The 14,553-nt window shown below is 47.5% G+C and carries 17 protein-coding genes; all 17 read left to right on the forward strand.

All coding sequences use genetic code 11. From position 1 onward, the window contains the following. Window positions 1-14: 14 nt before the first annotated feature. The 17 genes from QMK20_RS10365 (at window position 15) to QMK20_RS10445 (ending at window position 14,522) form a co-directional block, all read left to right on the forward strand. Window positions 15-1,556 (forward strand): chemotaxis protein CheB, encoded by a 1,542-nt coding sequence (locus QMK20_RS10365; protein ID WP_283656246.1) that lies wholly within the window; start codon window positions 15-17, stop codon window positions 1,554-1,556. A gap of 33 nt (window positions 1,557-1,589) precedes the next feature. Continuing rightward, complete coding sequence (locus QMK20_RS10370) at window positions 1,590-3,689, forward strand: chemotaxis protein CheA (RefSeq protein WP_283655639.1); 2,100 nt, start codon at window positions 1,590-1,592, stop codon at window positions 3,687-3,689. Between the two features lie 62 nt (window positions 3,690-3,751). Continuing rightward, on the forward strand, window positions 3,752-4,213 hold the full coding sequence (locus QMK20_RS10375; RefSeq protein ID WP_014281101.1) for a chemotaxis protein CheW: 462 nt from the start codon (window positions 3,752-3,754) through the stop codon (window positions 4,211-4,213). Between the two features lie 3 nt (window positions 4,214-4,216). Continuing rightward, the gene (locus tag QMK20_RS10380) at window positions 4,217-4,843 is read left to right on the forward strand and encodes a chemotaxis protein CheC (RefSeq protein ID WP_044644853.1); all 627 of its coding nucleotides are present in this window, start codon (window positions 4,217-4,219) and stop codon (window positions 4,841-4,843) included. Further along, on the forward strand, window positions 4,836-5,333 hold the full coding sequence (locus QMK20_RS10385) for a chemotaxis protein CheD (RefSeq protein ID WP_025684946.1): 498 nt from the start codon (window positions 4,836-4,838) through the stop codon (window positions 5,331-5,333). Before QMK20_RS10380 ends, QMK20_RS10385 begins: the two co-directional genes overlap by 8 nt. A gap of 2 nt (window positions 5,334-5,335) precedes the next feature. Next, window positions 5,336-5,758, forward strand: coding sequence for a hypothetical protein (locus QMK20_RS10390; protein ID WP_283655640.1), 423 nt, complete (start codon window positions 5,336-5,338; stop codon window positions 5,756-5,758). A 5-nt stretch (window positions 5,759-5,763) separates the two neighbouring features. Beyond that, window positions 5,764-6,552: a FliA/WhiG family RNA polymerase sigma factor gene (locus QMK20_RS10395; protein WP_013309911.1), complete on the forward strand. Its 789-nt coding sequence runs from the start codon at window positions 5,764-5,766 to the stop codon at window positions 6,550-6,552. Window positions 6,553-6,597: 45 nt separating this feature from the next. After that, window positions 6,598-8,007 (forward strand): flagellar assembly protein A, encoded by a 1,410-nt coding sequence (locus QMK20_RS10400; RefSeq protein ID WP_283655641.1) that lies wholly within the window; start codon window positions 6,598-6,600, stop codon window positions 8,005-8,007. Between the two features lie 76 nt (window positions 8,008-8,083). Next, entirely contained in the window at window positions 8,084-8,404 is a 321-nt protein-coding gene (locus QMK20_RS10405) for a hypothetical protein (RefSeq protein WP_283655642.1), read from the forward strand. A gap of 41 nt (window positions 8,405-8,445) precedes the next feature. After that, a complete protein-coding gene (locus QMK20_RS10410; RefSeq protein ID WP_283655643.1) occupies window positions 8,446-9,072 on the forward strand; it encodes a DUF6115 domain-containing protein in 627 nt (208 codons plus the stop codon). Next, entirely contained in the window at window positions 9,069-9,716 is a 648-nt protein-coding gene (locus QMK20_RS10415; RefSeq protein WP_283655644.1) for a peptidase, read from the forward strand. Before QMK20_RS10410 ends, QMK20_RS10415 begins: the two co-directional genes overlap by 4 nt. Before the next feature lie 258 nt (window positions 9,717-9,974). After that, window positions 9,975-10,673 carry a 30S ribosomal protein S2 gene (rpsB, locus tag QMK20_RS10420; RefSeq protein WP_013309916.1) on the forward strand — a complete coding sequence of 233 codons (699 nt, stop codon included), beginning with the start codon at window positions 9,975-9,977 and terminating at the stop codon, window positions 10,671-10,673. Window positions 10,674-10,805: 132 nt separating this feature from the next. Continuing rightward, window positions 10,806-11,456: a translation elongation factor Ts gene (gene tsf / locus QMK20_RS10425; protein WP_013309917.1), complete on the forward strand. Its 651-nt coding sequence runs from the start codon at window positions 10,806-10,808 to the stop codon at window positions 11,454-11,456. 122 nt (window positions 11,457-11,578) lie between these two features. Beyond that, the gene (gene pyrH / locus QMK20_RS10430; RefSeq protein WP_283655645.1) at window positions 11,579-12,307 is read left to right on the forward strand and encodes a UMP kinase; all 729 of its coding nucleotides are present in this window, start codon (window positions 11,579-11,581) and stop codon (window positions 12,305-12,307) included. Beyond that, window positions 12,307-12,861, forward strand: a complete 555-nt coding sequence (gene frr, locus QMK20_RS10435; RefSeq protein ID WP_283655646.1) for a ribosome recycling factor — start codon at window positions 12,307-12,309, stop codon at window positions 12,859-12,861. The genes pyrH and frr overlap by 1 nt, the downstream gene beginning before the upstream one ends. Before the next feature lie 84 nt (window positions 12,862-12,945). Then, window positions 12,946-13,713, forward strand: a complete 768-nt coding sequence (locus QMK20_RS10440) for an undecaprenyl pyrophosphate synthase (RefSeq protein ID WP_283655647.1) — start codon at window positions 12,946-12,948, stop codon at window positions 13,711-13,713. A gap of 17 nt (window positions 13,714-13,730) precedes the next feature. Next, window positions 13,731-14,522 carry a phosphatidate cytidylyltransferase gene (locus QMK20_RS10445; RefSeq protein ID WP_283655648.1) on the forward strand — a complete coding sequence of 264 codons (792 nt, stop codon included), beginning with the start codon at window positions 13,731-13,733 and terminating at the stop codon, window positions 14,520-14,522. Window positions 14,523-14,553 lie beyond the last annotated feature (31 nt).

Raw genomic sequence — 14,553 nt, forward strand, 5'->3', positions numbered from 1 at the left:
CAGAGGTGTTTAACATGTGTGCTTACCGGGTGCTGGTTGTGGATGATTCGGCCTTTATGCGCAAAATTGTTTCAGATTTAATTGTAAGGGATGATTCGTTTGACATCGCAGGTACAGCCGCCAACGGCAAAGAGGCTGTAGAGAAAGTGAAGGAGCTACAGCCTGACCTGGTCACAATGGATGTCGAGATGCCTGAAATGAATGGTCTTGAAGCGCTCCCTCTGATTATGGCGGCCCATCCGCTTCCGGTCATTATGCTCTCTGGTATTAATGAACAAGGTATGAAGGAGACCATTATGGCTCTGGAAGCAGGAGCTTTCGATTTTATACGGAAGCCCTCCGTCTCCCATGCTCAGGATATCCAGCAGGTGGGCAAGGCGCTATTGGAGCAGATGCACACTGCTATGCAAGCAGTCCGCAGCCGATTGGAGCGCAAGGAAGCTAACGAACGAAAAGCGGCGCTGGAACAAGCGAAAAAAACGCCGCTAGAGCAGACTCCAGAAGGACAAGCTGTGGCTGACAAGGGAGCGGAAGGTAAGGCTCTTATTGCACCGATTGCTTCTGCAACTGCTGCACCGGTTCCGCCGAAGCGGGATACTGGCAAGTCTGCTCCGGCAGCCAAGCCGGAACAGAAACGGCCGCAGACGGGCAGCTCTGTGCCTGACAGCCGTTTAAGTAAGCCGGTCGCCCAGCCACGGAAGACGGCGCAAGCACCTGCTACGCAGAAGAAGGAGGAGCCACCTAAGGCAGCTGAACGTACGCCAGGGCAACTGAATATTTCCGATACGGCTGCAGCCAAATCGCTGCACGCCACGGATAAGGGAGGGCTAATCAAGCCGGAGCCTCGAAAAACGGTGTCTACGCCGGTTCCTTCGGCTCCAGTTGCTTCTATGGCTGCTACGCCCCCAGTGACGGCACCAATAGTTCCAGCAGCGCCTAAGGGGTTCTCTCTTAAAAAAGGCGGAGTATATTCGCCCAACTTTCGCAAGCTGGTGGCGGTCGGATGTTCTACGGGGGGGCCGCGTGCGCTCAAGACGTTGCTGGAACACATTCCCGGGGATTTTCCCGCTCCGATTGTCATCGTGCAGCATATGCCGCCAAACTTTACCCGTTCGCTGGCACAGCGTCTGAATACGTTGAGTCCGCTCCGGGTGGTTGAAGCTGAGCAGGGGATGACGTTGGAGACCGGAACAGCTTATATTGCTCCGGGAGGATATCAATTGAGAATTGTGCCGGGAGCCAGTGGTAAATACACCGTATCACTGAAGACGGAAGAAGCTCGTAACGGTCACCGTCCTTCTGTTGACACGATGTTCGAATCGTTACTCCCGTTAACCTCTCTGGAACGGCATCTGGTGTTGCTGACTGGCATGGGAAGCGACGGGGCTAAGATGATGAAAAAGCTTTATGATGCAGGGGTACAATCCACATTTGCTGAAAATGAGGAAACTTGCGTAGTGTACGGAATGCCCCGCTCGGCTGTAGAGTTAAAATGTGTGCGCCACCTTCTGCCGATGCAGGAGATCGCCCCCAAGCTTGTACAAGTTGTGAAATAATCGGAGTGTAACTCATGGAGGAGGTGTCTCACAATGGACATGAACCAATATTTAAACATGTTTATTGATGAGTCGAATGATCATCTGCAATCTCTTAACGAAAAAATGCTTCAACTGGAAAGTAGTCCTACCGATCTGGGCATCGTTCAGGTGATTTTCCGGTCTGCCCATACCCTCAAAGGAATGGCTGCTACAATGGGTTTTGAAGACCTGGCATCGCTCACTCACCAAATGGAAAACGTTCTTGATCTGGTACGAAACAACAAGCTTGCGATGCAGGAATTTATATTCGATACCTTTTTTAAAGGGTTGGATGCGTTGGAGTCCATGGTACAGAACATTACAGAGGGTGGCGATGGAAAAGCGGATGTATCCTCTATTGTAGCTTCACTGCAATCCATCGTGCGTGGCGATTTCCAAAAATCTGGAACAGATGCTGTTACTGAGGCGGTTACGCCGAAAAAAGCGGCGGATAGCGAAAGCGCGGGTCTTGTGCTGGATCAATTCCAGTATTCTGTACTGGAGCAATCTATTTCTGAAGGGCATCGGGTTCACTATATACAGGTAACGATTAGCTCAGAAAGCCAGCTGAAGGCTGCACGTGCCTTTATGGTATTTAATACGCTGGAGAACTCCGGTGAAATCGTAAAAGCTTATCCGTCTGTACAGGATATTGAGCAGGAGAAATTCGAACAAAATTTCTCGTTATATTACATAACGCAGAAAGAGGTAGGAGAGCTGGAGAAGGAAATCGCTGGTATTTCCGAAATCGAATCCGTCTCCGTTGTACAGCTGGATCAGGAATCGCTTAAGCAAATGAGCGAAGTCAAGGCTGGGCTGGCAGAGTCTGCTGCGGTGCAGGAAGCCCCGGTAGCTGTACAACAACAGTCCGCTGCATCTCAGCCGCAGTCTCCAACTGCGGCCTCCGGTGCGAAGCCAGCTGATGGTAAAGCTCAAGTAGCCAAGCCTGCAGCACCTACGCACAATCGTACGATTCGTGTAGATATTGAACGCCTGGACGTATTGATGAATTTGTTCAGTGAATTGCTTATTGACCGTGTAAGGCTGGAGCAGCTGGCGAGTGAGGCTTCTAATCCGGCGCTGACTGAAACGGTAGAACATATGAGCCGCGTAAGCAGTGACCTGCAAAATGTTGTGCTTAAATTGCGGATGGTACCCGTGGACACGGTTTTCAATCGTTTCCCGCGTATGGTGCGTGATCTAGCCAAATCGCTGGATAAAAAGCTGGATTTGGTCATTACTGGCGCGGACACTGAAATGGACCGTACCGTTATCGACGAAATCGGTGATCCGTTAGTGCATTTACTGCGCAACTCTGTGGATCACGGCATTGAGCCAGTAGCGACCCGTATTGCGGCAGGCAAACCGGAGACAGGAACAGTTCATTTACGTGCTTTCCACAGTGGCAATAACGTGTTCATCGAGATTGAAGACGATGGAAGCGGCATTAATCGTGAGAAGGTACTGAAAAGTGCCATTTCCAAAGGGATTATGACGGAGGAACAAGCAGCTGCAATGAGCGATGAAGAGGCCCATCAGGTACTTTTCGCTCCGGGATTCAGTACAGCTGAGGTCATTTCGGACGTTTCAGGACGCGGCGTTGGACTCGATGTAGTTAAATCTAAAATCACTTCCCTTGGTGGTAACGTTACGATTCATTCTGTTCTGGGAAAAGGCACCAATTTTTCTGTGCAGTTGCCACTGACACTATCCATTATTGCGGCCATGATGATACAGATCGGTTCCGAAAAATATGCGATTCCGTTGTCTTCTATTGTGGAGACTGCGATCGTCAAACGGACACAAATCCGTTCTGTACACGGCAACAAAATGATCGCTTTCCGCGAATCCCATATTCCGCTTATCTCCTTGAGTCAGCTGTTTGAAGTACCAGACTTCAATGAGGATGAAGAAGAAGAGACAGAGGTTGTTGTTATCCGCAAGGGTGACCGTCTGGCAGCTCTTTCTGTTCAGGACTTTTTGGGACAAAGTGAAATTGTCCTTAAAAACCTGGGCAAATACCTTCCGAACATCCAAGGAATTTCAGGCGCCACGATTCTGGGTGACGGTCAGGTTGCTTTGATCATTGACCCTAATGTTTTCATTAAATAATGTCTTCATTAAAAATGAAAGAAATGTGAAATTGCTGACATCCATAAGGAGGGTTTTTAGACATGGGAGAAGAAATTAAAGTTATCGTATTTAAACTTGGTGAAGAGGAATACGGTGTCGAAGTAGAAAAAGTCCAATCCATTGAGCGCATGGTGCCGATTACACGTGTTCCAAGAACATACGATTTTGTCAAAGGCGTATTCAATATGAGAGGCGTGGTCATTCCCGTTATTGATCTGCGTGGTCGTTTTGGATTGTCTGAGGCGGAGTATACCGATCAAACCCGAATTATCATCGTTGCAGTGGGTGAGATGCAAGTCGGCTTTATCGTTGATTCGGCGAACGACGTAATCGACCTGAATACCGACAACATTGAGACACCACCAGAAGTCGTTGGCGGAGTCAAGGCTAAATATTTGCGTGGAGTCGCTAAAATCGGTGAAGAGCGCTTGCTCATCATGCTGAATTTGTCTGAGGTGCTGAATCGGAGTGAAATGAACCAACTGGAAGGCTTAGAGGATTAATTTATGGAAAATCTTGAAAATCTCGAAGATTTCAAGTTGGATGTTTTGAAGGAAGTCGGTAACATTGGTTCGGGGAACGCTGCTACAGCGCTCTCCCGACTTCTGAATAAACCGGTTGATATGGGCGTACCTAAAGTACAAATGCTGCCTTTTGAGGAAATTGCCGAAAAGGTCGGCGGGAATGAGCAACTTGTCGTTGCTATATTTTTCAGAGTCGAGGGCGAAGCTCCAGGTAATCTCTTTTTCATATTGCAACCCCATGCGGCAAAAAGTCTGCTTTCCCGGCTTGCGAATATTCCCTCGGATGATGAGGACAGCTTTAACGAAATGGAGCATTCGGCTCTGTCTGAAATCGGGAATATTTTAGCGGGTTCATACTTGTCCTCGTTGGCCGATTTCACCCGGTTGTCCATGTATCCGACGGTTCCCGCACTAGCTTTGGATATGGCCGGGGCCATTCTCAGCTACGGATTGTTGCAGTTTGGTCAGATGGGGGATGCAGCCCTGTTGATTGACACAACGTTTCTGGAGGGGCAGAATCAGATTGAGGGTCAATTTTTCCTGATTCCGGATCCGGAATCGTTTGGTAAAATATTCAGGTCGTTAGGAGTCCCGATGAACGATGATTGAGGATAAAAGCATCATCAAAGTGGGCATGGCAGACTTGAACGTAACCAGCAATCCAAACTCGATTCGCACGACAGGACTTGGTTCCTGCGTCGGATTGACCCTTTACGATCCTCATTTAAAACTGGCTGGTATGGCACATGTAATGCTACCGTCCTCAGACATTGCGCGTGAAGGGCAACTTAACATCGCCAAATATGCCGATACCGCGTTGCCGGAGCTATTTGAGCGGATGCTGAAATTGGGAGCCGAGCGCCGCAGACTGGTCGCCAAAATGGCAGGGGGAGCGCAAATGTTCGCCTTTGCCGGCAGCGGGGACACCATGCGAATTGGTCCGCGCAATGTGGAGTCATGCAAGGAAATGCTCGTAGATCTCGGTATTCCTCTGCTTGCGGAGGATACAGGTGGTAGTTATGGCCGAACGATTGAGCTGGACTGTGAAACTGGCGTTTTGAATATTCGAAGCGTACAAAAAGGTGTAAAGGAATTATAACCATGTTATTTGGCAGCTTACGCATTAATCTTTGGTCTGGAGTAGTCGGATTTATTCTGACTTTTGTGTTGTCCACTGGCAGCAATCTGCTGACCACGAGCTTAATTCGTGGCTTGGTCGCTTTCGTTTTTTGGTTCCTGCTTGCATTTGTGCTGCGCTGGACACTGGGTGTCGTAGCGCGGCCAGATCTGGGTAATGCCCAAAGCCGGGCAAGCTCTCAGGTGGATGGCGTAGGGGGGAATCTGGACCTGACGACACCAGACGAAGATGAAAACCTGAATGAATTGTTGAAGCCGAAACCAGAGCAGACGGACGGGAAAAACACCGGTTTTGCGCCTTTAAACCCGCCTAAGCTGGTTTCAAACAAGGACCCTGAAGAATTGGCCAAGGCCGTTCGTCACCTGACAGACAAACAAGGAGGGTGAAGCCGATGAACGAGCGAAAAGCCGCTCATTTAAACCATTCCGAACTGTGGGAGCAATGGAAAGAACACGGTGACAAGGAAGCAAAAAAGCAGCTAATTGAAAAGTACCTCCATATTGTGGAATATGTGTCGGGACGCCTTGCAGTAGGTTTGCCTAAAAATGTATCTAAGGATGACCTGGCCAGCAATGGTGTCATGGGCTTGATTGATGCTCTTGAAAAGTTTGACTATGAACGTGGTTTGCAGTTTGAGACTTATGCTTCCTGGCGCGTTCGAGGAGCGATTTTGGATGGTCTTCGCCAAGGAGATTGGGTTCCACGTTCGGTCAGGGAAAAAGCGAAAAAAATTGAGGATGCCTACCAGCATCTGGAGCAGAGATACTTACGCACGGTAAGTGACGAAGAGATGAGCCATTATTTGGACGTCTCCGAAAAAGAGTTTCAAAATATGATCCAGGAGGTCGCTGTTATGTCGATCGTTTCACTGGAGGACCCGATCCGCGAAGAAGAATCGGAGACACGACTTTCCCTTTTAGTGGATGAAAAGGCGAAAAATCCGGATCACAAGGTCAATGAATTTACACTTCGTGATGCCCTTGCACAAGGCATTGACAAATTGACTGAAAAAGAACGTATCGTTGTTTCTTTATTGTATTACGAGGATTTGTCTCTCAGTGAAATTGCTGAGGTCATGTCGCTTTCCCCTTCGCGTATTTCACAACTACATTCCAAAGCCATATTGCGGCTGAGGGCGACACTGGACAAACAGCGGGATCTGCTAATGCGTAAAGATTAAACGTACGGGAGGTTACAGTAACAGTTAGACGGAAGGAGCACCCCTGTGGAGAAGCAATATGCTTTGGACCAGTATTTAAAAGTGGTCGTCTCACCCGATAAACTTAGCGCTTATTTGGAGTTTGCCAAACGTGAAGAAGGCTTTTCCTGTTCTGTGGAAGAATTGGAGCGTTTCCTGAGTAACCAAAAAATAAGCCATGGTTTGATTACTGATGAGATTCATACGTTTGTGGCAAGATCGGAAGATTATTTCTTCACCAAATTGCTGATTGCTAAGGGAACACCGCCGATTCATGGTACGGACGGAAAAATTAATTTGGCTGAAGTTGTGACTGGTGAAGATGCACGTAAGCCGCTCGAAACCTTGGACGGACGAGTGGACTATAAAGAATTAACCCGTTTAAAAAATGTAAAGCGTGGACAACTGATTGCCGAGCGGATTGATCCATTGCCGGGTGTACCTGGTATTGCCGTCACGGGAGAGGAAATTCCTTATCTTCCAGGCAAAGAGGCACGTTTTAAAGTAGGGAAAAACGTAGTTGTTCATCCAGAAGGCGTTGCAATGTACGCAGCTATCGACGGACTGGTGACTACGACTGAAAAGGGTAAGCTCAATGTGTTTCCCGTATATGAAGTGAACGGGGATGTGGATTATAGCGTCGGCAACATTGATTTTGTTGGAACCGTCGTCATTCGTGGTAATGTCCTGACAGGTTTTCGTATTCGGGCGGCTGGCGACATTCGTGTCATCGGCGGTGTGGAAGGTGCTGAATTGGATGCGGAAGGCTCAGTCGACATCAGTGGTGGTATTATCGGATACCATAAGGGGTATGTGAAAGCTGCACAAAATGTGAAATGCTCTTTTATACAGGATGGTAACGTGATTGCGGGGGGCGATATACTTGTATCCCAAAGCATCATGCATTCCCAGATCAAAGCCAGTAAGAATGTACTTTGCGGAGGGGCTAAAGGACTCATCGTAGGTGGTAGTGTACAAGCTGGTGAAAAGGTAGTGGCACGTACAATCGGTAATACGATGTCCACAGCCACTATAATCGAAGTAGGTGTACTGCCAGAGCTGCGCGATGAGTTGACTGAACTCCGGGCACGTTTGAAGCAACAGACAGACAGCCAGGATAAGACCAATAAGGCCCTCACCATATTGGACCAGCTTGCTGCTGCCGGACAGCTTGCCCCTGAAAGAATGGCGATGCGAATCAAGCTGACATCTACTAAAAAATCAAATGACAACGAGCTTCTGGAAACCAAATCAAGAATGCTTGAGATCGAACGAACCTTGGAAGATACTAGCCGCGCACGGGTAGAAGTCAAAAACGTTATTTACGGCGGCTCTAAAATAGTTATCGGCAGATATACAAAATTTATTAAAGATTCGGTGGAAAGAATGGCGTTTTATTATCATGAGGGTGATATCAGTATGTCCTCCTCCGTGTAATCTGGCACAGGGATAACGAGTTTCCTTATTCCTCGGAAAACAGATACGGATGCCCAATCGGAAAGGGTGTGGTCCAATGAGCCTGAAAGCTGTTGAATTACAAATCGCCGTACCTCGTACCAGTGAAGCGGGTAAGTATCAAAGCGAATACCAGCAACGTCCGATGAATGAGCAAGCGCTGTTAGGGCAAAAGACCGAGCAGGAGACGGAAAAGATTCGCCAGCGAAGCAGTGCGGTGGATGAATCTGCGGAAACATTCGTCAGTGAGAGGGAAAATGGAGGGCAAGGCAGTGATACTTCCGGCCAGAGCCGATCTCGGTCCGGTGAGAATATACTGCCAAAGGAGCATCCTGCAGAGCATCCATACAAGGGACATCATATAGATTTTTCGCTCTGATCCGACAGGTGGAGAAGCGTTATAAAAGGAGACGATGGGCAGTGGATCAACCATGGATATATATTGTTCTGCTGGGCGCCGCAGCTGTTGTCTACGCCTGGCTGCTGCCGAAGCGGCAGGCAGGCCGGGGAACAGAAGAGGCCGTCGTCCAAAAGGTCGAGGCCACCTTGGAGCAATATATGGCCGATATTGAAAACGGCAATGATGAGCTGATTGAGCTCGTATCCGGCATAAAGCAGGAACATGCGGTTAAACAGGCCTCATTGCAGGAGCAAGTGGCTGAGCTTCGGAACCGGATTGTAGAGCTTGAACGCCAGGCTGCGATTGCTTCAGTTTCTACACAGACAGTGCCTGGATCTGAGGTACTGCTACATACAGGCACCCCGCATCAGGCGGTGGCAGCTTATGCTCAGTTCCGCAATACGCAGACTGTTATTCCCATACAGGCAGAGCAGTCTGACGACTCTATTGTAGCTGTGGAAGACCAGACCCCGTTGCAAGAGGCTGAGCCTGAAGCTCATCAGGAATCTATCCGTGAGCGTTATCAGGAACTGTTCGAGCTGTATGAGCAGGGCAAATCGGTGGATTACATTGCTAAGCAATCAGGCATCCAACGGGGCGAGGTACAGCTCATATTACAATTGGCGGAAAGGGAGGACCTGACGTGATCAAAAATCGTTCATTCATGCTGGGCATGGGCACCGGGCTTGTTACAGGCGCACTACTGCTGCAATTGGCGATGATCGGTCAGGGTCAATCGCAGCCGTCTTCAGCGGACCCGAAAAACATGACTCGTGAGCAATTGGAGGAGGCGGCAGCCAGACTGAATCTTCAAATCAGTGAGAGTTCTGATCCGAAGATGACAGAAGAGGAATGGCGTAACAAGGTGATCAAGGAAGGCAATAAAACACCGGTTGCCCCCAAAAAGGCAGAAGCGGCGCAAATTCCGTCGACACCAAAGACACCTGCCAGCAGAACGCCTTCGGCTACTGCTAAGCCTTCAGCAAGCATGTCTGCACTCCAAAGTCCGGATAAGCCGCAAACTAAAGGTTCGAGTGTTACGACTACTCCAGATACCCCTAAACAGCCGGCCACTCCGCAAGTGCAATATAGCATTGCATCGGGAAGCAATCTGAGGAGTGTGGCATCTGGTTTGCAGAAGGCAGGCATCGTATCGGATGCCAGTGCGTTTGAGGCTGAGGCTAAGGCTCAAAAAATCAATACCAAAATCCGTACCGGTACCTATGAGTTTGCCAAGGGTGAGGATTTTGGTTCTATCATTACTAAAATTACAAAGAAGCCGTCCAACTGACCGTGATCGGGAGAGTGGGCGGCTTTTATTTTTCGCTAGAAAGCTCTATAGGCGGGAATAATCAGTCACATTTCGCGCTTATCCTGCTATTGTCGAAAAGTTGGTTGCAACGCTGCGGGTGTTATGGTATATTAATTGACGGTGTTAAAAACGCACGTCGATTAATTTTGTAAAGGGTGCTTTCCAAATGGAAAGTCTTTGCGAGAAATGATGTCGGCGGAGGACACACAAAAAACCAAACTTAGGAGGTGTGTGAAGATGGCAGTAATCTCCATGAAACAGCTTTTGGAAGCTGGGGTTCACTTTGGTCACCAAACACGTCGCTGGAACCCGAAAATGGATCGTTATATCTTCACTGAAAGAAACGGTATTTACATCATTGACTTGCAAAAGACAGTGAAAAAGGTTGAGGAAGCTTACAACTTCGTAAAAAGCATTGCAGCTGAGAATGGTACAATTCTGTTCGTAGGCACGAAGAAACAAGCACAAGATTCCGTTAAAGAAGAAGCAGCACGCGCTGGTCAATTCTATATCAACCAACGTTGGTTGGGCGGTACGCTGACTAACTTCCAAACCATTCAAAAACGTATTGATCGTTTGAAACAACTGGAAGCTTGGGAAGAAGACGGTACATTCGCTGTACTTCCTAAAAAAGAAGTTATCATTCTCCGTAAAGAGAAAGATCGTCTTGAAAAATTCTTGGGCGGTATCAAAAACATGAAGGGCCTTCCAAGCGCTCTGTTCATCATTGATCCACGCAAAGAACGCATCGCGGTTGCTGAAGCTCGCAAATTGGGTATCCCAATCGTGGGTATCGTTGATACAAACTGCGATCCAGACGAAATTGACTATGTTATCCCAGGTAATGACGACGCGATCCGCGCTGTTAAATTGCTGACAGGTAAAATGGCTGATGCAGTTATGGAAGCAAACCAAGGCGAAGAAACTACAGCATAATATTTCCTTACGGAAATACCTATAAGAATTAAATGAAAAGGGTGGTTGGCAGGTGTATAACCTCTCACTACCCTTTTTTTAAGGAATAAAGCTTGTGTACACCACTGAAAATCAAATTTGGAGGGAAATAATATGGCAGTTAATGCTAGCGCGGTAAAAGAGCTTCGTGAAAAAACAGGCGCAGGAATGCTGGATTGTAAAAAAGCGCTTGAAGAAGCAAACGGTGATTTGACAAAAGCAGTTGAAGTGCTGCGTGAAAAAGGACTTGCAGCTGCAGCGAACAAAGCAGGCCGTATCGCTACTGAAGGCGTTGTTGAATCCTACATCCATGCTGGTGGCCGTATCGGCGTACTGGTAGAAGTAAACTGCGAAACAGACTTCGTAGCTAAAACAGACCAGTTCAGAGATTTTGTGCGTGACATCGCTATGCATATCGCTGCATCGAACCCTCGTTATGTTCGTCGCGAAGAAGTGCCACAGGAAGAGATCGAAAAAGAAAAAGAAATCCTGAAAGCACAAGCTTTGAACGAAGGCAAACCAGAAAAAATCGTTGAGAAAATGGTTGAAGGCCGCATCGGTAAATTCTATGAAGAGTTCTGCCTGTTGGAGCAATCTTTCATTAAAGATCCGGACAAAACAATCTCTACACTCATCAACGAGAAAATCAGTACCATTGGTGAGAACATTTCCCTGCGTCGTTTTGTTCGCTTTGAACTGGGCGAAGGTTTGGAGAAAAAAGAAGATAACTTCTACGAAGAAGTTATGTCTCAAGTGAAACAATAATTACCAACGAACGGTAATTGCATACGGAAAGAGCAAAGAATTGGAACACATCAGTGTTCCTTTTCTTGCAACAGGACATCTATCCTGTACATAATATATAGTCGATATTGGAGGGTGATCATTTGGAAAAACCTGTGTTTAAGCGTGTTGTTCTGAAAGTCAGCGGAGAGTCGCTGTCAGGCCCGAACGGTTACGGTATTGATGCGGATACAATTGCGTCGATCGCTGAGCAGGTCAAGGACGTTGTCGAACTGGGAGTAGAAGTTGCTATCGTGTGCGGAGGCGGCAACATTTGGCGGGGTATTGCCGGAAGCGCCAACGGAATTGACCGGGCAACAGCCGATTACATGGGTATGCTGGCAACGGTGATGAACTCACTGGCACTGCAGGATGCTTTGGAACAAATTAAAGTTCCTACGCGTGTACAGACATCTATCGCAATGCAGCAAATTGCTGAGCCTTACATTCGTCGTAGAGCTATCCGCCATCTGGAAAAAGGCCGGGTTGTTATTTTTGCAGCAGGTACAGGGAATCCGTTCTTCTCGACCGATACTACGGCTGCCCTGCGTGCTGCCGAAATTGAGGCTGAAGTGATTCTGATGGCTAAAAATAAAGTGGACGGCGTGTATTCAGCTGATCCATTTAAAGACAGCACAGCCGAGAAGTATGAGCAACTTACGTATTTGGATGTGCTCAACAAAAATCTCGGTGTCATGGACTCCACGGCTTCCTCGCTGTGCATGGATAACAATATTCCGTTGATTGTCTTTGCTATTACAGAGCAAGGTAACATTAAACGTGTCGTGTTGGGTGAGAAAATTGGCACGATCGTCAAAGGGAGTGTAAAATAATGCCACAATCTGTGAAAAAGAGCGCTGAAGAGCGCATGCATAAAGCAATTCAGTCGTTGCAACGTGACCTTGCATCTTTGCGCGCTGGTCGAGCGACACCAGCTCTACTGGATCGCGTTCAGGTTGAGTATTACGGTGCAATGACTCCAGTCAATCAGTTGGCTAATGTAAATACACCGGACAGCCGGACTCTAATGATTCAGCCTTGGGATAAATCCTCCCTGGCCGACATTGAGCGTGCTATCCAAAAATCCGATCTGGGTTTGACCCCTTCCAATGACGGAAACACCATTCGCCTGAGTATTCCTGCATTGACAGAAGAACGCAGAACGGATCTAGTGAAGCTGACGAAAAAGAACGGCGAAGAAGCGAAGGTCGCCATTCGTAACATTCGTCGCGATGCGAACGATGATATTAAAAAAATGGAGAAAACTGATATATCCGAGGATGAATCCCGTAAATATCAGGAAGAAATCCAGAAAACGACAGATAAATTTATCGCCGAAGTGGATAGAGTTTTGGCTGCAAAAGAAAAAGAAATTATGGAAGTATAAGAGACTGGTAGCCCCTCCCTTACGGTGGGGTTTGTCTCTTTTCAAGCCAGAGGCACATTTTCAGAGAATGCTGGAGGAACTGGAATGATCAAACGGGTTCGGTCTTGGTGGAACGGGGAACAAAAACAGCAAACACCGGCCATTTCAAAAGACAATATTCCGCAGCATGTTGCTGTTATTATGGATGGGAACGGCAGATGGGCCAAACGGATTGGAATGCCGCGTATTGTAGGGCATCAAAATGGAATGAAGGCAGTGAAGCGCACAGCGATTGCTGCGGATGAACTAGGCATTAAATATTTGACCTTATTTGCTTTTTCAACTGAAAATTGGTCGCGTCCCAAGGATGAAGTCGATTTTTTGATGCGGCTGCCGCAAGAGTTTCTGGCTATTGAGCTTGATGAGCTGATTGAAAAAAATGTACAAGTGCGTATGATGGGAAATAAGGAGCATTTGCCATCTCATACCGTTGATGCGTTGACTGAAGCGACTCGGCGAACCGAAAATAATACCGGACTTGTTCTTAATTTTGCATTAAATTATGGAAGCCGGCTGGAAATCACTGAATGTATGCAAGCGTTGGGTCGTGAAATTGAGGATGGAAAGCTTAAATCCGGAGATATTACGCCTGAACTGATTGAGAATTCTTTGCTCTCAAGTGGTATGCCGGACCCTGACCTGCTGATTCGAACAAGTGGTGAGCTAAGACTCAGCAATTTTATGCTATGGCAACTTGCTTACAGTGAGCTATGGTTTACTGATATTTATTGGCCTGAGTTTAAGAAAGAGCATTTATACGAAGCAGTAGTCGAATATCAGCGAAGATCACGGCGGTACGGCGGACTGAAGTAAATGGAGGATGAAAGCCGTTGAGACAGAGATTGATTACCGGTATTGTAGCAGGCGTATTTTTTTTGGCGATGGTCCTGTGGGGCGGCTTAGCCTACCATTTGCTCATTTTGGCTATGGCCTTAATTGGATTCTATGAATTCGCGCGAATGACCAGGGTATCTCCTTTCGGCGGTACAGCGTTAGTTGGCTATGCAGGAATATTAGCTTTTGTATTTCCTTATCAGCCCTTGGGTCTGCACTCACCATTACCGTCTATAAGTCTGCTTTGGCTGCTGATGATTATTTTTATGATCATTACGGTGGGAACGAAAAATAAAATCACAATTCAAACGGTGTCCATACTATTTCTCGGTACCGTTTATATAGGCTTTGGATTTTCCTATATGGCGGAATCACGCCATATGGAACATGGGCTTTTATGGACCTTTTTGTTGCTGGCTTGCATTTGGGCAAGTGATGCAGGGGCTTATTTTGTAGGCAAAATGGCGGGGAAGAGAAAGCTATGGCCTGCGATCAGTCCAAACAAAACAGTCGAAGGGTCTATTGGCGGGATTGTTTTAGCGTTAGCTACAGCACTGGTGTTTGCCGGATTGTCAGAAGGGCTGCTGCCGTGGGATAAAGCTTTCGCTATCGGTTTATCTTGTGCAGTTGTGGGTCAACTCGGCGATTTAGTGCAATCTGCGTACAAGCGGGTGTACGACATTAAAGATTCCGGTAATCTGCTGCCAGGGCACGGTGGTATATTAGACCGCTGCGACAGCTGGATTGTCGTTTTTCCAATTGTACATATGATGCTGCTGCTTCCATGACCCTTACCTGGTGCTTACAGTTTATGCTCAG

The sequence above is a fragment of the Paenibacillus sp. RC334 genome, from assembly GCF_030034735.1.
Taxonomy (GTDB): Bacteria; Bacillota; Bacilli; order Paenibacillales; family Paenibacillaceae; genus Paenibacillus; species Paenibacillus terrae_A.